General features: G+C 47.2%; 12 protein-coding genes and 2 pseudogenes. 8 read left to right on the top strand and 6 right to left on the bottom strand.

Annotation, left to right across the window (positions count from 1 at the left end; genetic code table 11):
* Positions 1–2409: an NACHT domain-containing protein gene (locus tag MiSe_RS04835; protein ID WP_226575486.1), complete on the bottom strand. Its 2409-nt coding sequence runs from the start codon at positions 2407–2409 to the stop codon at positions 1–3.
* A 158-nt stretch (positions 2410–2567) separates the two neighbouring features.
* On the opposite strand from MiSe_RS04835, the gene MiSe_RS04830 reads away from it, so the two are divergent.
* Positions 2568–2786, top strand: coding sequence for a hypothetical protein (locus MiSe_RS04830; RefSeq protein WP_226575484.1), 219 nt, complete (start codon positions 2568–2570; stop codon positions 2784–2786).
* 432 nt (positions 2787–3218) lie between these two features.
* On the opposite strand, the gene MiSe_RS04825 is transcribed toward MiSe_RS04830, so the two are convergent.
* The 4 genes from MiSe_RS04825 to MiSe_RS04810 form a co-directional block, all read right to left on the bottom strand.
* Positions 3219–5963: a condensation domain-containing protein gene (locus MiSe_RS04825; protein WP_226575482.1), complete on the bottom strand. Its 2745-nt coding sequence runs from the start codon at positions 5961–5963 to the stop codon at positions 3219–3221.
* Positions 5960–11605 (bottom strand): type I polyketide synthase, encoded by a 5646-nt coding sequence (locus MiSe_RS04820; protein ID WP_226575480.1) that lies wholly within the window; start codon positions 11603–11605, stop codon positions 5960–5962. Before MiSe_RS04820 ends, MiSe_RS04825 begins: the two co-directional genes overlap by 4 nt.
* A 100-nt stretch (positions 11606–11705) precedes the next feature.
* Positions 11706–12875: a PEP-CTERM sorting domain-containing protein gene (locus MiSe_RS04815; protein ID WP_226575478.1), complete on the bottom strand. Its 1170-nt coding sequence runs from the start codon at positions 12873–12875 to the stop codon at positions 11706–11708.
* Positions 12876–12877: 2 nt separating this feature from the next.
* Complete coding sequence (locus MiSe_RS04810) at positions 12878–14644, bottom strand: condensation domain-containing protein (protein ID WP_226575476.1); 1767 nt, start codon at positions 14642–14644, stop codon at positions 12878–12880.
* A 625-nt stretch (positions 14645–15269) separates the two neighbouring features.
* Here MiSe_RS04810 and MiSe_RS04805 point away from each other — a divergent pair.
* The 7 genes and pseudogenes from MiSe_RS04805 to MiSe_RS04775 form a co-directional block, all read left to right on the top strand.
* Positions 15270–15734 (top strand): annotated as a pseudogene (locus MiSe_RS04805) (M48 family metalloprotease); the annotation flags it as partial.
* 235 nt (positions 15735–15969) lie between these two features.
* Complete coding sequence (locus tag MiSe_RS04800; RefSeq protein ID WP_226575472.1) at positions 15970–17286, top strand: RNA-guided endonuclease InsQ/TnpB family protein; 1317 nt, start codon at positions 15970–15972, stop codon at positions 17284–17286.
* Positions 17287–17294: 8 nt separating this feature from the next.
* Positions 17295–17699 (top strand): annotated as a pseudogene (locus MiSe_RS04795) (M48 family metalloprotease); the annotation flags it as partial.
* 24 nt (positions 17700–17723) lie between these two features.
* Positions 17724–18143 (top strand): hypothetical protein, encoded by a 420-nt coding sequence (locus tag MiSe_RS04790; protein ID WP_226575468.1) that lies wholly within the window; start codon positions 17724–17726, stop codon positions 18141–18143.
* Positions 18144–18506: 363 nt separating this feature from the next.
* Complete coding sequence (gene aspS, locus MiSe_RS04785; protein ID WP_226575466.1) at positions 18507–20294, top strand: aspartate--tRNA ligase; 1788 nt, start codon at positions 18507–18509, stop codon at positions 20292–20294.
* Positions 20295–20475: 181 nt separating this feature from the next.
* The gene (locus tag MiSe_RS04780; protein ID WP_226575458.1) at positions 20476–21282 is read left to right on the top strand and encodes a Uma2 family endonuclease; all 807 of its coding nucleotides are present in this window, start codon (positions 20476–20478) and stop codon (positions 21280–21282) included.
* Between the two features lie 460 nt (positions 21283–21742).
* Entirely contained in the window at positions 21743–22039 is a 297-nt protein-coding gene (locus MiSe_RS04775; protein WP_226575456.1) for a DUF6464 family protein, read from the top strand.
* A 22-nt stretch (positions 22040–22061) separates the two neighbouring features.
* Here MiSe_RS04775 and MiSe_RS04770 read toward each other — a convergent pair.
* Positions 22062–22723, bottom strand: a 662-nt coding sequence (locus tag MiSe_RS04770) for a YncE family protein (RefSeq protein WP_226575453.1), incomplete at its 5' end; no start/stop codon positions are given.

Below are 22723 nucleotides of genomic sequence, written 5' to 3'. Positions count from 1 at the left end.
TCAAACTTGGTCATGGCTGCTGATTTTTTGGCAATTACCAATTACCAACAACAAAGTCTCTTCAATTTGCTGTCGCGCACCGTCAGTTACTTCACAGCCGCTATTGAGGCAATCTACCAGTAATTGATTCGCCTCATAATATTGTTTGAGCAATTGCTTTTGTGGATGGCTAAATTGCCAATGGTGTCCGGCATGACGATGGGCAATCAGCAAGGCTTTTAAATCCTCGATCCAAGCTTGACCGTTTGCTTGCCACCAGGTTTGAAAGCTTTCGGAATTTTCGGCTTCTTGAGGAAGTTTTGCTTTAAGTTGTTGTAGGGAGTTATGCAATTCTAAGGCTAAGTCGCGTTCAAGTGCCAAGTCAAAGTTAAGGACACAACTTAGAATTAATTCAAGCTCGCATAAACGTCTCAAAGCTGGGTCAAGTGTATAATCAGTTGCTCTCAATTTTCGGTCAAATTCGATGGCAAAATTAAAGTTGGGTGTGAGGGCAAGGTTGGAGTCAAGCGTCTGAGCAAAGTTGAGGTAAAGCGGTAGGGTAAAGTCAGGCAAGGGGGGAAATTGAACGTCAAGTTTGCCCATGTTTAAAGCCAAAGCTAAATAACTATCTAGGACATAGGCAAGGGAAAAATAAAAGGCTCGCACGGCAGCGAGTTGGCGATTTTCTTGGAATGACCAAGATTTTTGACTCACCCATTTTAAGAATTGCTGCAATTTTTCATCGCTTGCTAAAATACCATCAATTTGTTCTTTCATCATCTGCAATAAAGGCGCAGCATTTGGCAACATTTCAGCTACGGTTAAAAAGACTGAGTGCCAGGGTTTCTCGGTAATATGGGTAGGGGCGGATTTAACCAGATATTTCCCATCTGCTGGCGATTGATTGGTAAAACCCGCCCTGACGGTAAAACCGGCATTGGCAATTTGTTTGGCGGTTAAATATACTTGAAAAGTTAGGTGAGAAAAAGCATAAATATTGTGGGATCGCAAAACTAATAACCCATGTTGCGCCTCAATCGATTTCAGCAGGGCAACGCTTGCTAATTCCAATGCTTCCGAAGCGGTATCCCCGTCGGGTAACTGACGCAAATAGTCGGCAATATACGGCTGAATTTTCGAGATTTCAAAAACATAATCGCCCCGCTCAAACGTAATCGCTGCCAAATAACTCAACAGCTTAATTTTGCCTGCTAAAGACAAATTAGGATAAATTTCATCTCGTTCAATTCCCCTAGCTGCATCCCATCGGAATAACAGAATATCCAAAGCTTCCCGATAAATTTTAGAGCGTTGGCGGGGAAAGTTGGCCTTGCTATCAAACGCCAAGCAGACGAGATGGAGTAATAGCGGGGTGGCGGCAAGTTCTCGAATTAAGCGATTTTCTGGGAGGTGCAACTTGTCAATAAATGCAGATGCTTTGGCTATTCCTGCTTGTTGGTTATTTTTAGCTACTGCGACAAACCACTTTTTCGCAAAAGCTTCGATTTGCTCTTGGTTAAAATCGGCAATTTCGACTTCTGCGAAGCCTTCCAACTGGTAGTTACAAGCGGCTGTTCTCGTTGCGATTGCATACTTATTTTTGTAATATCTCTGGGAAAAGGCTCGAATTTCTTGCCATATAGCATCGCTGTCTTTTTGGGGAACTTCATCTAACCCATCGAGCAAGATCAGCATTCTGCCACTTTCCAACAATTTTTCGACTTCTTTTGCCCCTATGCCGCAAATTTCTAACTCTTGGCTGATGTATTCTAGAAGAGACATTCCGTTGCTGGTATCTTCTCCAAAGTCCTTCAGTCGCATAAAAATAGGGAGAAGGGAATCTGGCAACTCGCCTCGCTGACAAGCGCGCGCAAGATATTGCAAAAATATCGTTTTACCCGCTCCTGGTTTTCCCAGTACGGTTAATTTGCCGTACTTTGCCACGGCCTCAAGTGCCGCTACTCTTTCTGGGAGCAGTTTTTCCCAGTCGGTTTGCCAGTCAGATAATTCTAACCACTTTCGAGGGACCGGCTGTTCTAGAATCTTAACTTCAACGTAAATATCGTCTAAATTCACTGGGTGGGCAACGTCCAATAGGCGGAGAGTGCCGCACTGGTGTTCAATTTTCTCGCCGTATTGCCCTCGCGCCCCTTCTACCTTGGCATCGATGTCCCAATCGTTACTTTCCTCAGAGGTTACAGCACTTTTGGGTATATCGGCAATTTCTTGCCAATTCAAGCCCAGCAAGAAACACAGTTCAATAAAGACTTGGCGATCTACAGGTTGACCTGCGAAAAATCGCCCAATTGGTTGGCGAGTTTTTATACCAACTTCTCTGGCTAAATCTGCTTGCGTCCATCCCTTGCTAGTAAATGCCTGCTTTGCTTGTTTGATGCCTTCTGGGGATACTTGGAGCGATCGCTTTGCCATAACTTATGCTTCGCCGCTATTTTGATCGTAATTCTATAATTATTTTATAAATAATACAAATCATACCTAAATAAAACTTTTACTCAAACTCGATATCATCCATGAAGCTTTTATTGTAGAAAAAGCTCCTCTTGTGCATATACTGGGAACAATGTGACATGGAAAACGCGAGTATTACAAAAATCAGCCAGAGCAAAACAGGTTTGCTCAATACGGTAACGAACGATTTATTAACTAACTTGCATAACATTGCGTTAGCCGTTGAACTTTTGCAACTTTCTAACCAGCAATGGACCCAAGCGCAAAAGCAATCCCTCGATTTGATTCAACTAAAAACTTATCAAATGTTCGATCTAATCGCTAAGGGAATTGAGTAATAACTCAAGTTGCTAGTTATAAACTTTGGCGTTGCAAGCTTGCAAGCTTGCAAGCTTGCTAATAAAGGATTTTTACCAATCTCGCCATTAGCTATTAGCCATTAGCCGCTCCCAGAGAGGTAACTAGCAACTTGATTTATTAACTCAAGTTGCTAGTTACCTCCCTTGGCAAAGAAACCCGGTTTTTCGGAAAAATCGTGGGTTTGACGCTAAAGAAACCTGGTTTCTCTCTACGAAGAAACCGGGTTTCTGGAGTAATGGGTAATTGTCAAGAGTAGACTGAGCCATGAATCCAATTACCAATTACCAATTACCAATTACCAATGTCACAACTATTAACTAGCAACTTGCGTTAATAAAGAGGGCGCAAGCATTGCGCCCTCTTTATACCAAATGCTGCAACGACTGGGCAAGCATTCAACTGGTAGTTGATCAGATCAAACAGCTAGACTGGTGTGCTGGGTTAACAGAGCGATCTATACAAGCCTTCAATTTTGGGGCTAATACCCGGACATGAGGTTCTGCAACTAGGCTAGTGTGATCGCCGGGAACCTTATGAATCTCCAATCCACCGGCAGCAACTTTGTCCCAGCCTAATTCGTCGCTATCGCCTCCCTCGCTGGAAATAAAGACGCTTTCACTGGCGCGGAAGAGGGTTACTTTGCCTGGATAGACTTTTGGCGTGTAGCTAAACACCACCTTATTATAGGTGTTTGTAATCGCTGCTTCTCGCATCAGGTAAGGCAAGGAACGTCCCGGACGCGGGTCTAATTTGTAGGCAATCAACTCCAGCATCAGCTGAGTTTTCTCCTTGAACTTGTTGGCCTTTTCCAGAAGATATGACAACTTTTCTTGAGGTTCGAGTTGTGAAAAATGACTCAAAACTCTTAAACCGCGCTTCAACTGAGCTTGAAGTTGCCAGTACCAGCCCAATCTTTCGAGGATAGACCTTGTAATTGAAAAATTCTCTGTCCTGTATTTGTCATCGGCTATGCAACGCGCTCTTAAGTATTCGGGATTGTAGGAATCAAACAAAGCAAGCAAGGCTACCTTCTCACCTTGCGCGACCAGTTGCTGGGACATCTCAAATGCAATGATGCCCCCACCGGAAAGACCTGCCAAAAAATAAGGGCCTTCGGGTTGCACAGTAGGGATTGCTTTGATGTAATGATCTGCCATTTCTTCCAGGGAATTGTGGAAGGTTCCTTTGCCATCAATCCCTTGCGCCTGTATTCCATAAACTGGTTGATCCGACCCCAAATGGCGCGCTAAAGCTACGTAGGTAAGGACGTTACCCCCTACCGCATGAATGCAGAACAGCGGTGGTTTAGAACCACCTGTTTGAATCGGTACCAATGAAGACCACGAACCCGACCATTCTTCTTGGCTAATTAAGTTAGCGAATTGCTCGACGGTTGGTGCTTGAAGCAGGGTTGACAAGGGCAGGTTTTTGTTAAAGGCTTTCTCGATTTCCGCAAACAGTTTTACCGCTAGTAACGAGGTTCCTCCTAAATCGGAGAAAAAATTATCCCGAATACCAATTGGCTGGATGTCTAAAACTTTCTCCCAAATTTTTATGAGTTGAATTTCTAACCCATTTCGGGGAGCAACAAAGATTTGTTTTTGCGCTTGATCGCAGCTATCTGAAACACCATTTTCATCAATTAGCCGCTCGGTTTGTGTTCCCTTTAAGCGGGGAAGCGACAAGATCTGCTGTTGAGTATCGACAACAAAGCTTTGCAGCAAATTCTGGTAATTCTCCAACATTTGGCAGATGGTAGTGCCATCGAATAAATCTGTTTTGTACTCCATCACCACCGTCAGAATGTCCCCGTTTTCTTCCACGAATAGGGACAAATCAAAATCAACCATCCCTCGGTGGACATCGAGGCGACTCGCGGTGATGCCTGGTAAATCTAGAACCCGATCTGGAGCCTTCTGTAAGCCAACTATGACTCGATTCAACGGCGTGCGAACTAACTCTGCCAATTCCTGAAAAGGTAGGTCTTGGTGTTCGTAAGCTGCTGTAGTAACTTGGCTTCCTCGACGCAGTAAATCCTGAAAACTTGGGTTGCCAGATAAGTCGGTACGGAGCGGCAATATATTGTTGAAGTATCCAATTAAACCCTCGATTTCCGATTGGTTGCGACCGAGAACGGGAGAACAGACAACGATGTCTTCTTGCCCCGTATATCGGTTGAGCAATGTTTTAAACGCCATCAACAGGGTGACGAATAAGCTCACCCCTTCCCGCTGACTGAGAGACTTCAAGTCATCGGTGAGATTTTTGGCTAGTACTAAACGTTGAATTGCCCCTCGGTAAGTCTGGATAATTGATGCAGGTCGGTCGGCAGGTAGGTGGAGTGGGGCAATGCTGTCTCCCAGATGCTGCTGCCAGTAGTTTAGCTGAGACTTGATAGCTTCACCTTGCACCCACTGCCGATGCCAGGAGGCAAAGTCAGCATATTGGATGGGTAATTCGGGCAAGGGTGATGCTTTGTAGTGTGCTGAAAGTTCTCGCAAGAACAAAGTTAAAGACCAGCCATCGGCAACAATGTGGTGCAGGGTCACCAACAACCAATGTTCCTCTTCGGCTAGGCGCAGAAGTTTGACGCGCCACAATGGCCCCTCTGCCAAATTAAACGGCTGCTGAGCCTCTTTAGAAGCCATCTGTGTGGCTTGGACTTCCCGTTGATTTTGGGGGAGATTTTGCAGGTCTATTACTGGCAGGTGAAAGGTTGTTGCCGAGGAAATCTTTTGCACGGGTTTTCCATCTACTCCTGGAAACTTGGTTCGCAGGATTTCATGGCGTCGGGCAATTTCTCCCACGCTCTTTTCCATCGCCGCCACATCGAGGGAACCCTCAAGGCGAAAAGCTAGAGGGAGATTATAAACCGAAGTATCGGGAACCAAGCGATCTAGCGACCACAGCCGTTGTTGAGCCAAGGACAGGGGCAGATCTGCATCTCGCGAGATGGGCAATATAGTTTGATTGGAGGTGTTGGCATTCAGAGACTTTTGCAGCAACGCCAGGATTTCTGGTTTGTGTTCGACTAGAGAATCGCGCAATTCCCCAGTCAATACACCCTTGGGAGCCTTGATGCAAAGCTGGTCATCTTCAACCCACAACTTTACACCCCGTTGGGATAATTCCACCAAAAGTTCAGTCGGTTTCATAGTCTGATTACTTCCTCTTCTTCTTCATCATTAAGGTCAGCAGATGGTGCTTCTGTTAAGGTGATGTTCGCCAAAGCTAATTGCTCGCACAAAGCAGTTGCTAATTGATCGATGCTGGCTTCGACAACGAACTTATTCATCGGCAAATCTACCTTAAGGTCAGTCCTGATCCAATTCCGTAACTGGATATTAGTTAGAGAATCAAGTCCCAGTTCGTTCAATGAATAATGAGCTTCTGGCGGATTGGATGCATCGATTCCGAGAACTTTTGTGACTTGAATTTGCAGATAAACAACCAAAAGTTCCCGCTGTTTTTCTGGTGTTGCTGTCTGCAATTGATTCATCAAGTCCGCAGTTTGCAATCGCGTTGGCTGGCCTTTTGCTTGTTGCCTTGCCTCCTTAGCTAAGTCGGAGAATAAAGGCGGGTAAGCATCTGCGGGGAATTGCTCCAGGAACTTCGACCAATTCGCCGATACCACTCCAATTTGAGCCGCATTTTGTCCCAACAATTCTTCCAGTACCTGCAATCCTTGTTGGGGAGCGATCGCTTCCATTCCCCGTGCTTTCATATAATCGGTGGCAGCTTGAGACGTGGCGACTGCCCCGACTTCCGACCAACTGCCCCAGTTAATGCTCAATCCCGGTAGCTTTTTAGACCGACGATGGTAGGCTAAGGCATCGAGAAACCCATTGGCAGCCGAATGGTTGGCTTGACCTGCATGACCCACCAGCGAGGCAACAGAAGAGAACATGACAAAGAAGTCTAAAGGCAGGTTCTGAGTCAAGAGGTGGAGGTTCCAAGCACCTGCTACCTTGGGATTCAATACCTTGGCAAAGCGTTGCCAGTCTAGCTGTGCCAGGGTGCCGTTATCCACAACCCCGGCGGCGTGAATTACTCCGCGTAAAGGTCGTTGCGACTGCTCAATTTCCCTGATTATCCGAGCAACTTCTTCTGGCTGAGTAACATCGGCTTTTGCCACAACTACTTCAGCACCCATTTGCTCTAACTCTTCAATTTGACCGCTTCCGCTGCGGCCCACCAGTACTAAATGCTTCGCTCCCTTTTCTACCATCCAACGAGCCACCAGCAAACCTAGACCACCCGTACCGCCGGTAATTAGATAGGTACTATCCTCGCGGAAAGTAATGTTTTTGGGAGGATTTTTAGTTTGGTGACTGTGGACTAACCTGGATACTTGACGAATGCGATCGCGCCAAGCTATTTCATCTTCAGCAGTCTTTAACCAAACTTCCTCAAATAACTCTTGCGCCTCATTCCCCTGTGAATTCGGATCTAAATCCACCCGCACGCAATGCAGTTCTGGGTGTTCCAAAGCAATAACCTTACCCATTCCCCACAAAGCAGATTGCGCCACTCCCGGCATATTACACCCCGCCGGTACTGCACCCCGCGTCACCAACCACAGCGAAGGCAATTCCGACAATCCACAAACGAGAGATTGAACTAAAGAAAGCGTACTACCGCATCCTTGATGGGAAGCTACCCCTAAGTCTGCACTCGTTAAAGATTCTGCATCTACTGCATCCAAACTCCACAAATGCACCACCCCGTGTAAGGGAGACGCAAAGACGCGGAGATGGGGAGACGGGTCGAGTTGTGGAGAGACACTCCCCGTGTCCCCATGTCCCCGCGTCTCCCTGTCCTCTTTACCCACTGCTGCTAGCAGTTGCTGAAAGTCGGCTTTATTAGTTGGATCGATGCTAAATTCTTGCTCAGATAACTGTTGGTACTGTTTCCCTGCAAAGACAAGGGTACAAATCTCTCCTTTCGACCGCAGCTTGGTCGCCAATTGCTGCCCGATTCCTTGACTATCCGCCAAAATTAGCCAATTTCTCGGATTTGATGCCGTTAAATCCCATGCAACCTCCGCAGTTTGAGCCACAGGACGCCATTCCACTTCATATAACCAATCCTGCCAAGCTTCGCGCCAGGCTTCGCAACGCTGGCGTTTCAGCTTGATTCCCTCGATTTTGGCGATTATCTGTCCATCTGGGGAAAATAGATGCAAGTCGGCGCTGATAGTTTGCGAATCTTTCGCCGGATGCACTACAACTTGACTCCACAAGCTAGTGCCGGGACGGTGGTAAACTTGCAGGCGTTCTAACCCAACTAGGGAATAGGTAAATTGCTTGTCATCGGGGAAAGCAACGCCTAAAAGCTGGAACGAAGCATCTAATAAGATAGGGTGAATCTGGTAGTCAGAAGCTGTGGCAACTAATTCTTCTGGTAATCGGATTTGAGCTAAGGCACTTATACTGCCCCCACCGTTACCGTTGGTGGAATGGGAAACCATGAGTTTTTCAATCCCTTGGAACAAGCGATCGTAATTGAGGCCACGCGCTTGTAGGTTTTGGTAGTAGGATGCGATCGCTAACTCTTCACCGCACTGCGCTTGTAAACCAGCTAAGTCAACCCTAGACGCATCTTCATCTGCCACCAAAACTCGCCCGCAAGCATGAAGCATCCACCCAGGATTCTCACTTTCATCCTCAGTAAAGCTAAAAATGCGGAATGAGTACATTTTATCCCCAATTGGGGACAAAATTAACTGCACAGTTTTAACCTCATCTTCTGGTAGCACCAGTGCTTGGTGAATCACCAAGTCTTCTACCAATAGCCGATCGGACTTTAACGCCGCCGCGCCAGCAGCCAAAGCCATTTCCAGATAACCCGAAGCTGGCAGGATCGCAGTCTCAAAGAAGCGATGGTGCTTCAGAAAAGCTTGCCAATCAAGGCTAAGAAGCGCCTCGAAACTAATATCCTCAGTCCCCGCGAGGGACAACTTTTGACCCAAAAGCGGGTGAAGATTTTTGCCTATCGCCCTTGACAAAACTTGGGTTTTATGAATCGAAACTTCATTCGCTTCAATCCAATGGCGTTTGAAATCGAAGGCATAAGTCGGCAAGGGCAAGCGGTGACGACGTTCGCGTTCGTAAAATCCCGACCAATCCACCTGTACCCCAGCCAGCCAAAGTTTACCCAAGGTATTGAGCAAGAAACCCTGATCCGATTGACTATCTTGCGGATGGCGCACCGAAGTCAGCACCACTTGCTCAGATGGCTTCTCTGGATGCTGTAGCGCTAACGTAGACAAAGTCCGCCCAGGGCCAACTTCCAGCAGGATTTGATCCGCATCTTGGAACAACTGTTGCAGACCTTCAGCAAAGCGCACAGTTTGGCGCAGGTGTTTTGCCCAATAATTCGGATCGGTTGCCTGTTCATCTGTAATCCAAGTCCCCGTAACGTTGGAAACGTAAGGAATTTCCGGGGGATTAAGAGTTACTTTTTTAACCAGTTCTGCGAAAGAATCCAGCACTGGTTCCATCATTTCGGAATGGAAAGCATGGGAAGTATGGAGGCGGCGACCTTCCACGCCTTGGGCGGCTAGTTGCTTCTCTAACCCATCGATAGCTTCCCCAGTACCCGAAACCACGCAGCGAGATGGGCCGTTAATTAAAGCGAGGGAAAGATTGTTACCCAGATAAGGTTGCAATTCCCGTTCTGAAAGAGGAACGGCGATCATCGACCCTGGAGGCATCTGCTGCATCATCTTCCCCCGTGCCGCAACCAGAGATAAAGCATCTTCCAGGGAGAACACGCCTGCAATACAAGCGGCGACGTATTCGCCGATACTATGCCCGATCGTCGCGGCGGGATGTATTCCCCACGACATCCACAACTTAGCCAAAGCGTACTCGATCGCAAACAGCGCTGGCTGAGTCATAGAAGTTTGTTTGAGTAGCTCAGCCGCCTCCTGGGCTTTTTCTTCGGCGGGATAGAGCAGATCCCGCAAATCGATCATCTCGTTCCTCTCGTTCCCAGGTTCAACCTGGGAACGACATCCGGGAGGCTCTGCCTCCCCTAATCTCCGGTGTGAACCTAAATAAGGTTGGAGAATTTCCGCACAGAGATCGATTTGTTCGCGGAAAGTCGGCTCAAGTTGGTACAGTTCCAGAGCCATATTGACATACTGCGACCCCTGCCCGGAAAACATGAAGGCGACAGATCGTTCCTTCGGCTCCTGCAACTGTGTAACAATCCGTTTCGGATCTAAAGTTTCCAGGGTAGTTACAGCATCTGCCAAATCGCGGCAAACCAACATCCGCCGATGATTAAAACCCCGACGCCCCACTTGCAAGGTATAAGCGACATCAGCCAAATTCAGATCCGGATGCTGCTTCAGGTGTGCGGCTAAATTTTTCGTCGCCGCTTCCAAGGCAGAATCGGTTTTAGCCGAAAGCAGCAGTAATTGCCAAGTTCTAAAAGCATCGGAAGGTTCCGTCACTGGAGCTTCTTCTAGAACAGCATGGGCATTTGTGCCACCAAATCCCAAGGAAGTTACCCCAGCACGGCGAGGTGTGCCATTAGCTTGCCATTGGCGCAGGGTTGTATTGACGAAAAAGGGACTGTTGGCAAAGTCGAGATTTGGATTAGGCTGCTCGTAGTTCAAACTTGGTGGAATCAGCTGGTGTTTGAGCGCCATTACCGTTTTGATCAGACTGGCGATACCGGCGGCGCGATTTAGGTGACCCACGTTGGGTTTAACCGAACCAATTGCACAGAAGCCTTTTTTATCGGTACTGGCGCGAAACGCTTGCGTCATTGCCGCTACTTCAATCGGATCGCCCAAAGCAGTACCAGTTCCGTGGGCTTCCATATAAGAAATAGTTTCCGGCGAGACACCGGCAACTGCTAGCGCCTCAGTAATTACCCCTACTTGCCCATCTACGCTGGGAGCCGTGTAGCTTACTTTCTGCGTCCCGTCGTTATTAATCGCCGAACCCTTGATAACGGCATAAATATAGTCCCCGTCTGCCAGAGCATCTTCTAATCGCTTCAGCAAAACCAGACCCAAACCACTACAGAACAGCGTGCCTTGTGCTTTAGCATCAAAAGTGCGGCAGTGTCCGTCGGGGGAAGCGATGCCGCCTTCTCTGTACAAATAACCCGCTTTTTGGGGAACTTGGATCGAAACCCCACCTGCCAATGCCATCTCGCATTGATAATTCAGCAAGCTTTGACAGGCTATATGCACGGCGACCAATGAGGTAGAGCAGGCGGTATTGATGCTCATGCTCGGCCCAGTTAAGCCCAGCTTATAGGAAATGCGCGTTGTGAGGTAATCGCGATCGTTACCTAGCGAAATTGGGTCTTGTTGCTGGAGCCAATCGAAATCTACCAACTTGAGCAGATCCGGATTGGAACTAAGGTTTCTATACAAGTAACTACTCATAGAGCTACCCGCATAGATGCCGATCCGACCTGGGTATGTTTGCGAGTCGTAGCCAGCATTTTCTAGAGCATTCCACGCACACTCTAGTAAAAGACGCTGTTGCGGGTCCATCGCTTGCGCTTCCCTTGGCGTAAAACCAAAGAACGCAGCGTCAAACATCTCGATGTCTTCTAAAACCGCATTCGCTTTGACATAGTTGGGGTTGTTCAGCAAAGCTCGGTCTACACCTGCCGCTGCTAACTCTTCATCGCTAAAAAATGAAATAGACTCGACACTGTTGCAGAGATTCTGCCAAAACTCCTCAACATTTTTCGCCCCTGGAAAGCGACCCGACATCCCGATAATAGCTATAGGTTCTATTGATTCAAATGTTTCTAAGTTATCCATTATTTTTCCTTTTTTATTGTCTTGTTGAGTGAAGCTTATTTTTTTTACTTATTTTGCTATCTAGGCACTATTTCTTTTGTATTAATATTTTTAATTATGATTATTTTTTTAATTTCTTCTGTTTTTTAGAGAGCTTTCGTTTAAACAAAACTCCAAATCCCAGAACCATAATTGACCCCAGAATAGTCTCAGATGGTTCGGGGACTGCAGTTGTCCCCACGCCGATTTCATAGATAGTACCAACACCTGTCGCTCGGTTATTTTCTGATACGTAGAGACTGATTGCACCTGTTCCACCCGAACTGGATGGCCCGAAATCCAAATCTCGTAGGTCTTCGGCAAATCCGGTAGCGAAGGGGGTGGCACCGCTAAAATCCGACTTGATGCGGATAATTGACGATGAAGGACTCTCAAAACTTACTGCATAGAAGATGTCACCTGTTATGGGATCGACAGTCCCTCTCGAACCATAACTATTACCTCTAAAGTATGAACGCACATCTATATAGTCGCGGAACCTGAAAACATCTTCGAGGCGACCGTCAGGCAATACTTCAATCAGCTCACTCGCGTTATCACCCATCATCAAGAGCTTGCCGTCTTTTGTCACCACGTGATCGTCCCAGGCTTCTTGGGGTACTACCGGAATCAGCCGCCCAAGATTATTGATACTGCCACCCTTGGGAACGCTCCACAGACCTTTCGGCCAATCGGAAGATAAAATAGCTGTGTTTCCGTCTGGAGTGAAGGTCAAACCACTGGCTGTCCAGATGGTTTCCCCGCCAGCAAATTGCCTTGGTGACCCTCCTGCCGGGTCGAAACCCCAAACGCCCTTGTTTGTTGCAATGTAATACAGCCCTTCAGGACCCAACGTTAAGTCATTTCCCCAGGTGCCATTATTTCCGGCTTCCAGGATTGGTCCAACCTGACTGGCAGTGCCAAGACCCGTGGATTTAATCAATCGGTTCAGGGTACTGGGATGGTCAAAAAAGTCATTACAAGGAATATTATTCGACTGAGTGACGAAAACGCCGCTGCCGTCGGGGGCTACTTCCAGTCCTCCCATGTAGAAGGGTCTATCAGTTGGGATGTTGGGTAGGCTAGCACGCGTGCAGTCGAGACCTGGAGGGCTGTAGTTGAGGATGCCACCAGTATCGTAGATAGAAAGAGGTCCGGCTGTGGGTTCGAGAACGATTACGGCTGCTTTCACAGGTTCGAGACTACCAACGACTAAGGTTAAACTAGCCAAACCCGTCAGTAATTTTTTCATAGTTAATGGGTCGATGTCCTTTGCTGCATCAGTTGTTTGCGCCGTGCGATCGCTTGTTTTTGCCGTTGAGCATTGTTCTGGATCTGCTTCAAAGCTGTTGTCCCCCGATCTTCCTGGCTGAGATATTGGGACATGGCGCTGATGGTGGGATATTGAAATAAGTCCACCACCGATATTTTTCTGTGAAAAATTTCTTGCAGTTTGCCGACGACTCGCGCTATTGCCAGTGACTGACCGCCGAGGTCGAAAAAGTTGTGGTGAATCCCAACTTTTTCTATTTGCAGTACTTCTTGCCAGACAATAGCAATGGTGCGCTCTATCTCTTTCTGAGGCGCTACATATGTGGCTTCCAACTCTGTTTTCTTGGGCGGTACGAGTTGTGTTTCTCTCAAGGACGGCAGGGACGAGAGGCGTTGCTCCCGATCGGCAACCAAGCTTTCCAACAACCTCTGAAAATGCTCTAACATCTGGGTGATGGTAGTCCCATCGAACAGGTCAATTTTGTAATCTACAAACCCAGTCAGAGTTTCTCCCGTCTCTTCCAAACATAGGGAAAAATCAAAATTGGCTGTCCCGTTGGGGATATCCTGGAAACTAACTTTTACACCAGGCAGATCGGGAGTTTGACTTGCAGCAGGTTGCAGGGCAAAAAAACCGCGAGTTAGGGGGGTGCGTGCTAAATTTGGCAAATCTGCGATCGCTTGAAAAGGCAGATCCAGGTTTCTATATGCTCCCAATACAACTTGGCGCACTTGACCCAATATCTCGCCAAAATTTGGGTCGCCTCCCAGGTTTGTACGCAGCGGCACTATATTAATGAAATAGCCGATCAAATCTTTAGTCTGGAAGCGATGACGACCGGCAATCGGGGAACATATCAGCATGTCTTCCTGCTTTGTATATTGGTAGAGCAGCATTTGAAATGCAGCCAGCAGGGTCATGAACAGAGTCGTTTCTTCCCTCGCGCTCAATTTCTTCAGTTCTTCTGTTACCTTCTTGCCGATCGTCACAGATTGACGCGCCCCTCGGTAAGTTGGTATTAAAGGTCGCTCTTGATCAATCGGTAACTCTAACGGGGGGACGTTCCCTGTCAACTGCTGCTGCCAGTAAGCTAGCTGCGACTCCCACTTTTTACCTTCTATCCACTCTCGCTGGGAAATCGCAAAATCTGCATACTGTTTGGGTAGATCGGCAAGTGGCGAGGACTTTTGGCTCAAAAATGCTTCGTAAAGTGTCGCCAGTTCCTGCATAAATATAACCAAAGACCAGCGGTCAGAAATTATGTGGTGTACTGTCACCAGCAATAAGTGTTCCCCTTCCTCCTTTCGCAGCAGTTTGAAGCGGCATAACGGCCCACTTATCAGGTCAAAGGGTTGCTGCGCTTCCTCTTGTGCCAACTGCTGCGCTTGCGCCTGTCGCTGTTGGGGCGGCAGTTTTTGCAGGTCTACCAGTGGCAGCGTTACCTCTACCTCTGGGGAGATGAGCTGAATCGGTTGCCCATTTACTATCGAAAAAGTTGTTCGCAGAACTTCATGGCGTTGCACAATTTCCCGCAAGCTCTGCTCCAGTGCTGTCAAGTTGAGCCTACCCGTCAAGGTATAAGCGACTGGAATGTTGTATATCGAACTGCCAGGTACTGATTGCTCGTGGAACCACAATCGCTCTTGAGCCAAGGAGAGGGGGGCATATTTAGCTTGCGTAGCTCGCTCGAGTTCTTGTTTTAACAGCCCCAGGTTTTCTGTGGGCGCAAATTCGGTTCTATTGCTCATTGGTAAACCTCCTCTCAAAACTTGTGTATCAATGCCAGTCAAGGTTGAAGCTTTAATTCCTAACTTGTTCTTTACGAAGCAACTTCTGCGATCGCTCGGAATCAGACAGCGTTTTCTCCGTATTTATACTTATTTTTTCCGCTCGGCTTGCGCCTATCGTAATTTCACGCAATTTTTTTGTCTAGTTAATTTTTCATACCGCCGAATCAAATTTTCTGGGTAGATTCTGAATCAAGATTTCATTTTTCTACCAGATCGTTGAGTTAAAGTGTCTCGCGCCGCGCGATGCTCAGTTTCGCCCCTGCGCGAGCGTGAATGAATCTAATTTGCTGCACCCTGGCGACTTGGCGATCGATTAAACCGCAGTTTTACTGATTTTCACACCAAGCCGATTGATGCAATCGTAATTTCACTGAATTGACCTGTCAATCAGATTTTATCTAGCTTCATAAATGTTTCTTAATAACCCACGCTTTGTGTAACAAGTGTGAAAATCCGTACCGGCGAGTTGAAGTTCTCCGCCGTGTAAAGTAAAATAGTAGGTTTTAAAATTAAACAAAATACTCTCCCGTCGGTGGAATAGATGAGGCTGTCAAGCCGACGATATTAAAAGGAGGTTTTTGGAATGAATCAATTTAAAACCGTTGCCTTATTGGGTCTGTTAAGTGCGCTACTGATTACTATTAGCTACTGGATCGTTGGCGGGACAACAGGTATCGTCATGGGAATCGTCCTGGCAGCGGTGACGAATCTGGGGTCTTGGTATTTCTGCGATAAAATAGCAATCGCTGCCTATGGGGCGCAGCCGGTAAGTCCAAGGGCAGCGCCCGGATTGTACCAAATGGTGGAAAGACTGTGCGATCGCGCCAACCTCCCCATGCCCGCAGTTTACATCGTTCCCACAAGAGCCGCTAACGCCTTTGCCACGGGAAGAGATCCGGAACACGCAGCCGTTGCTGTCACTGAAGGCATTATGCAGATCCTGCCAGAGGATGAACTCGAAGCCGTCATTGCCCACGAACTCAGCCATATTTACAATCGAGATACGCTCACCCAAGCCGTTGCTGCTACCATCGCCGGTGCAATTTCATAAGAAACACGGGAAGCGGGAAACTCAGTCTCTTTAGAGCTGAGAGGAAAGCGACACGAGCGGTTTTAACCGCCGTGGTATCTCAGAATTTATCTGAGATGATTTTCAGTACAGCAAAACTGTTAGCTCTACAAAAGTGACAACTTTTTGCAACATTTATCGAATTCAACCAATTGACATAACTACAGCGATCGATTATTATTAAAACCAACAAACTAACGCCAAAGTAACAACGATGGCTAAAGCTAAAAACGCAATTGGAGTGCAACAAATATTACTCCATCCCGACAAACAAACCAAGACAATACTTGAATACTTGTGCCAACAATCGGGAAAGTTGTACAACAACGGCGTATACTTCGCCAGACAGATATTTTTCAAAACAGGAAAACTACTATCTGGAAAATTTGATTTAATTTATGAACCGTCGGTATCAAAATCAATGGTTGCCCAATCAATACCCTCAACCCCCATGCAACAAACGTTGATGTCAGTTGCAGAAGCATTCAAGTCTTTTAAGGGGTTGAGGGATTTATATTTTAAAGGCGAACTGCACTTTAGACCACGCCCGCCCAACTATCTCAAAGGCTCAAAACTGTTCAAAGTTACCTATCCTAATTCTGGTGGTCAAAAGCCAGTTCTTATTGATGGTAGCTTGAAGTTTTCTCTGGGATTAACCGTGAGAAGGTGGTTTGGGTTATCGGAATTCTACTTGCCCATGCCTTCTAATATCGAGGTTTCAACGGTTAAAGAGTTCACCATCTTACCCAAGAATGGTGCATTTTATCTTGAGCTATCCTACGAGATCAAAAAAGAAAAGCACGATTTGGATATCAATCGTGCTTTGTCTATAGACTTAGGAACCGCCGACAATCTCGCTGCCTGTGTCGATAATCTAGGTAACTCCTTTTTAATTGATGCTCGTGCTATGAAGGCGATGAATCAATTGTGGAACAAAAAGGTATCAACTCGCAAAGAAGGTAAGCCAGAGGGATATTGGGATAAATGGCTCGATAGGATTACTCGCAAGCGCAACCATCAAATGCGCGATGGGATCAATAAGGCGGCTAAGATTGTTATTCAACACTGCTTGAAGTACCAGATCGGCACTTTAGTTATTGGCTGGAACGAAGGCTTTAAGGAAAGCGGTAATCTTGGTCGAATCGAGAATCAGAAATTTGTTCAAATGCCTTTGGGAAAACTAAAGGAACGACTTAAGCAACTTTGTAGCTTGCACGATATTAAATTTGTAGAAACTGAAGAAGCCTACACTTCTCAGGCCAGCTTTCTTGATGGTGACTCCCTGCCCAAGTATGGCGAAAAGCCAGAAGGGTGGAAAGCATCTGGTAAGCGTATATATCGTGGCTTGTATTGCTCTTCCAACGGCTCGATTGTTAATGCCGATCTGAATGCTTCTGCAAATATTTTGCGTAAAGTAGCCAGCAATCTAGGCTTAGACTTAGGCTTACTGGGTAGGCGGTGTTTGACGACCGCAGCGAGAGTTAGGCTTTGGCTCTTGCCTTCTCTGTCCGCAGAATCTCAGTCTCTTTAGAGCTGAGAGTGTCAATTTTGGCTCAAATGGCTAGCTACGGCATGTGGTTTTCCGGAGGACGAGATCGCAATCAAGGTGCCAATCCCATCGGATTGCTGTTGACTTTCATCCTCGCACCGATTGCGGCAACCGTGATTCAAATGGGAATCTCTCGCACGAGAGAGTTCGCTGCTGACGCTGGTGCTGCTAAACTCACTGGTAACCCGCGCGCCTTAGCTAGAGCGCTGCAACGCTTAGAAAGCGGTGCCAGGGAAATGCCAATCGAAGCAAACCCAGCATTTGAGCCGCTTCTGATTATCAATCCCTTCTCAGGGGAATCTATTTTCCAATTGTTCTCTACCCATCCCTCCACAGAAGCACGCATTCAAGCATTGCTGAAACTGGAGCAACAAATGTCTGGCTCTCGATATTAGTTCTTTAAGTGGTGAGAAAAAAGTATGACAGAACCAACTCCTAACACAGAATCCGCGATTGTAGAAATCAGCCCCCAGACAGACGCCCTGGTAGAAAAAGAAATGGCGGGGGAATCCGACGATCTCAAGCGCGAAACCAAAGCACTAATCGACGCGATTAAAAAACGGGCACAAGCAGAAGCTGCCGCCGCGACGGAAACGGCGCAATCAGTTGGTACGATGACGCGGGATGCGTATCTGGATGCGGTGCGGAAAGCAAGGGAAACCCTCGAACAAAATCAACTGTTGCTGGAGCGCGATCGCGTAGAATACTCGATGAAACTGATCCAGATGGAAGCCGAGAAAAACTGGGAATCGATCTTAAATGAAGTTAAAGAATGGGGCGATCGCTTAAGCGAGGCTGCCAAAGCCGCCTGGGAAAAGCTGACAGCACCCCGCAAGTAGGTAAGCAGGGGAGCGAGTGAGCAGGTGAGCGGGTGAGAAATGTAGGGGCGGGTTTTACCAATAACCTGTCAGAAAAACAGACAATTTAACTCTTCGGGCCCCGGTGGGTGAGCCAGTGAGATTGTATATTCAAATTCTCCTCTTGCCCCTCTGCACACCTGCTCACCTTCTCACCTGCACACCTGCTCACCAGCCCAAATTTGTCGGGGTGCGGTACGCCGCACCCCTTTTTGGTGATTAAAACAATGTCAATAATGTTAGATAATCAAAAGGTTTTGCTTTAGGATCCTAGATCCGACTCTCACTGTAGGGAGTCCATCCCACTACCAACTACCCACTACCTACTACCCAAATACATTACTTATGCGAACCCATTATTGCGGTACAGTCCGAAGCGAAGATATTGGAAAAACCGTTACCCTTTGCGGATGGGTGGATCGTCGCCGCGATCATGGGGGCGTGATTTTCTTGGATCTGCGCGATCGCGAAGGTATTGTCCAAATTGTCAGCGATCCGCAACGCACCCCCGACTCCTACGCCAAAGCCGAAAATCTGCGTAACGAATATGTCGTAAAAATTACCGGGCGCGTCACTCAACGTCCAGAAGAATCCCTCAATCCCAAGTTAGCCACGGGCGAGATCGAAATATACGCAGATCAAATCGAACTGCTAAATACAGTTGGCAAGCAATTGCCTTTCCAAGTATCGACGGCAGAGACAGAAACAGTACGGGAAGACTTGCGGCTGAAATATCGGTATTTGGATTTGCGGCGCGATCGGATGAATTCCAACTTACAACTGCGCCACCAAGTCGTCAAAGCGATGCGCCGCTTCCTGGAAGACGAAAAAGGCTTTATCGAAGTCGAAACCCCCGTCCTCACCAAATCTACACCCGAAGGCGCGCGCGACTACCTCGTTCCGTCGCGAGCCAATCCGGGCGAGTGGTATGCATTACCACAATCACCGCAATTATTCAAGCAGTTGTTAATGGTTTCTGGTTTAGACAGATACTATCAGATTGCCCGTTGCTTCCGCGATGAAGACTTGCGCGCCGACAGACAGCCAGAATTTACTCAACTGGACATGGAAATGAGCTTCATGTCTCAGGAAGAAGTACTCCAACTCAACGAAGAATTAGTCAGTTATATCTTCAAACAAGTCAAAGGGATTGACATTCCTCGACCTTTCCCGCGCATAACTTATGCAGAAGCAATGGAAAGGTACGGTTGCGATAAACCGGATACGCGGTATGGGTTAGAATTGGTCAACGTTTCCGACTTGTTGAAAGATTCGGGGTTCAAGGTATTTTCGGGAGCGATTTCTTCCGGCGGGATTGTCAAAATTTTACCCATTCCCGGCGGGAACGATACTATCTCCAACGTGCGGATAAAACCAGACGGCGACTTATTCAAAGAAGCCAGCGAAGCAGGTGCAAAAGGACTCGCCTATATCCGCGTGCGCGAAGGTGGCGAAATCGACACAATTGGTGCGATTAAAGATAACCTAAGCGAATCACAAAAACAAGAAATCCTCAAACGCACGGGTGCGACGGCAGGTCACTTATTACTATTTGGTGCAGGCCCAACTGATATAGTCAATAAAACCTTAGACCGCTTGCGTCAAGTTATCGCACGCGAACAGGGATTAGTTGACCAAAATAAAATTAACTTACTTTGGGTAACCGATTTTCCCATGTTCGAGTGGAACGCCGAAGAAAAGCGCCTCGAAGCGTTGCACCACCCCTTTACCGCACCCAATCCCTCAGACATCAACGACCTCAAAACCGCACGCGCCCAAGCTTACGATTTGGTTTATAACGGCACAGAAGTCGGCGGAGGTAGCTTGCGGATTTACCAGCGAGAAATACAAGAGCGAGTGTTTGAAGCTATTGGATTATCCCAAGAGCAAGCTTACAACAAATTCGGCTTTTTATTAGAAGCATTTGAATACGGCACCCCACCCCACGGCGGCATTGCCTACGGCTTAGACCGATTGGTAATGTTATTAGCAGGAGAAGAATCGATTCGGGATGTAATTGCATTTCCGAAGACCCAGCAAGCCAGGTGTTTGCTAACAAATGCACCTTCCTCTGTCGATGCAAAACAAATGAAAGAATTGCACGTAGCATCGACATATAAACCTAAGTCTTAGTCGCTCATGGCTAATGGCTAATGGTTAATGGCTAATGGCTAATAGCTAATCGGTTTAAAATAGTAGGGTGCGTGAGATATGGGAGAAAATGCGATCGCATAGTTCCGTTCCGTTCGTAGTAGGCGCTTGAGCGCCGTTCCATCTCGAACAATTTGTCACGCACCCTAACCCCGGAGTTCTTATGACTTCCACTACCTTCACATCAATCGCGCTTCCCGACCATACCCAGTTGCCGGAGGAAGATGGCAGGTTTGTGAAAAACTTTCAGGAACATCCCCAGAGTATTTTATTAACCGATTCTATTGGGTCAAAATTGCAGGAAATCCATCCAGATGGACAATACTGCATCGGTCAAGATAGTGGGATATACTGGCGCTTAACTGACCCACCAGAAAGAGGCGCAGAAGCACCAGATTGGTTCTACGTACCGAACGTACCGCCTACTTTAAACGGTCAAATGCGGCGTTCTTATGTGATGTGGCAAGAAATTGTTGCGCCTTTAATTGTCCTCGAATTTGTTTCTGGGGATGGAGAGGAAGAACGAGATAGAACTCCTCCGCCTCCACCTAACCAAGAAGAGGCGAGAAAACCTGGTAAGTTTTGGGTGTACGAGCAAGCAATTCGCGTCCCGTTTTACGGCATTTATGAGGTGACGCGCGCCAGTGTAGAGGTTTATCAATTAATCGCAGGTCGTTATCAGCTATTACCTGCAAATGAACGAGGTCATTATCCCATCCCTCCCTTGAGAGTAGAGTTAGGTATTTGGCAGGGAAGATATCAGAATGCAGAATTACCCTGGCTGCGTTGGTGGGACGACCAAGGTAATCTTTTACTAACTGGGGAAGAACGAGCAGAACAAGAGCGACAGCAGAAAGAATTGGCTCTACAACAAGCCGAACTGCAACGGCAGCGAGCCGAACAAGAACGCCAGCGAGCCGAACGTTTGGCGGCTCAGTTACGCGCCTTGGGGGTGGAACCAGAAGAGTAATGCGCGCTCATACCAAGAATGGGAAAATTCCTACTGTCCGAATCAGCATAGTGGCACGGCAATTCAAATAGCTTAAAAAAATCCACAATATTGATCGTGCCTTGTCCCTACTGACTTTTGCCAGACGCAGCATTGACATCATCGATTTGCAAGTCTATAATCTTGGCTAAACAATCGCTCCTCGACCATGGGATCCCCAACACATCCACCATATTTTCAACGCCAGTGCGAAACGTTTCTTCCCTGTTTCTCAATTGCGCCTAGCTTGCCCAAAAATTCCCACAGAATCTAGCACATATTTTTAAAATTGTCTATCTATCTATATGCAGAAATTTAATCAAAACTTAAACCAGAAAATCATAAATTATGGATGATGCGATCGCCAGTTTAAACGCAATTAAATAAACATTAGCAATTAGCAATTAGCAATTACCAATTACCAATTACCCAATCAAGCAAAGTGTTAGAAACGATCGTTGTTTTTACCATTGGCTTAATCCCACCAGTGTTGTCCGTGTGGTTCATGCGTCAAGCAGAAACACGGGCGCGAGAACAGCTAAGATTGGCGATGGAACGAGCAAGCATGATGCCATTGCGAATGCCTCATCAGCCGCCAGAGGTACAATACGTCGAAGGCGTAGGTGAGTTAATCGGCGATATTACCTGTCAATTTAATGCCCGTTCCGCCTACCTGCGTTGCGCGGTTAACCCCGATGGGCCATGCCAAGGTTGTCCCTATTATCAGCCACGGGAATAGGATCTAAAGGGGCAACTTCCGTTTAAACTTTGTCCGTAACGCTGATAGCTGATTTCTGCTTCTGTTGGCGCTGCAAAACTGAACCTGCGCCTAGAGAGCCGAGAGCGAGGAGACTGAGGGTAGAAATGGATTCGGGAACGCGCTGCATCTGCCGGACACGGATTCCATGTCCATCTGCTCGTTCAATACCTCGATCTATGTTGCTAATAGGAATGACTCCTTTTATCAGTCCTGTTTTACCCCCTTCTAGGACATCAATCACCATCAGTCCAGGAGTAGTCCCAGCAGCAACATGGGCAGATCCGCTGAGGGGATTAGGCCCTCTGAGAGAGATATAGACTTGATTACCATCAGGAGAAATATCGATCAAATCGGGAGTCTCGCCTATGAGATCGATAGTATTGACTCGATTATTTGAAGTAACATCAAACACCTCAATCAGATTCAAACCCCGATCCGCTACCCACAGGTATTCCCCAACAGCAATCATGCCATGAGAATCCCGCATTGGTGTCTTGTCGTCTGAGAAAATCGTGGTAATTCCTGGCTGATTGGGGAGATTGGATCGACTGTAGCCACTCAGGGGAAACTGATAGACATCAAACTCAGAAGGGTTTTCTGATTGGCTTCCCGCCCCAGAGTTGATATACATGCTCCCTCCTGTCTCTATACCACCACAGCCAT

The sequence above is a fragment of the Microseira wollei NIES-4236 genome (genome assembly GCF_020521235.1).
Lineage (GTDB): Bacteria > Cyanobacteriota > Cyanobacteriia > Cyanobacteriales > Aerosakkonemataceae > Microseira > Microseira wollei.
The sequence above is the reverse complement of the archived record's forward strand: the minus strand, read 5'-3'. Positions and strand labels throughout refer to the sequence as shown.

Excerpts from the sequence above, each read along its gene's own strand:
- MiSe_RS04835 (WP_226575486.1), bottom strand. The coding sequence starts at position 2,409 with ATGGCAAAGCGATCGCTCCAAGTATCCCCAGAAGGCATCAAACAAGCA.
- MiSe_RS04830 (WP_226575484.1), top strand. The coding sequence starts at position 2,568 with ATGGAAAACGCGAGTATTACAAAAATCAGCCAGAGCAAAACAGGTTTG.
- MiSe_RS04825 (WP_226575482.1), bottom strand. The coding sequence starts at position 5,963 with ATGAAACCGACTGAACTTTTGGTGGAATTATCCCAACGGGGTGTAAAG.
- MiSe_RS04820 (WP_226575480.1), bottom strand. The coding sequence starts at position 11,605 with ATGGATAACTTAGAAACATTTGAATCAATAGAACCTATAGCTATTATC.
- MiSe_RS04815 (WP_226575478.1), bottom strand. The coding sequence starts at position 12,875 with ATGAAAAAATTACTGACGGGTTTGGCTAGTTTAACCTTAGTCGTTGGT.
- MiSe_RS04810 (WP_226575476.1), bottom strand. The coding sequence starts at position 14,644 with ATGAGCAATAGAACCGAATTTGCGCCCACAGAAAACCTGGGGCTGTTA.
- MiSe_RS04800 (WP_226575472.1), top strand. The coding sequence starts at position 15,970 with ATGGCTAAAGCTAAAAACGCAATTGGAGTGCAACAAATATTACTCCAT.
- MiSe_RS04790 (WP_226575468.1), top strand. The coding sequence starts at position 17,724 with ATGACAGAACCAACTCCTAACACAGAATCCGCGATTGTAGAAATCAGC.
- aspS (WP_226575466.1), top strand. The coding sequence starts at position 18,507 with ATGCGAACCCATTATTGCGGTACAGTCCGAAGCGAAGATATTGGAAAA.
- MiSe_RS04780 (WP_226575458.1), top strand. The coding sequence starts at position 20,476 with ATGACTTCCACTACCTTCACATCAATCGCGCTTCCCGACCATACCCAG.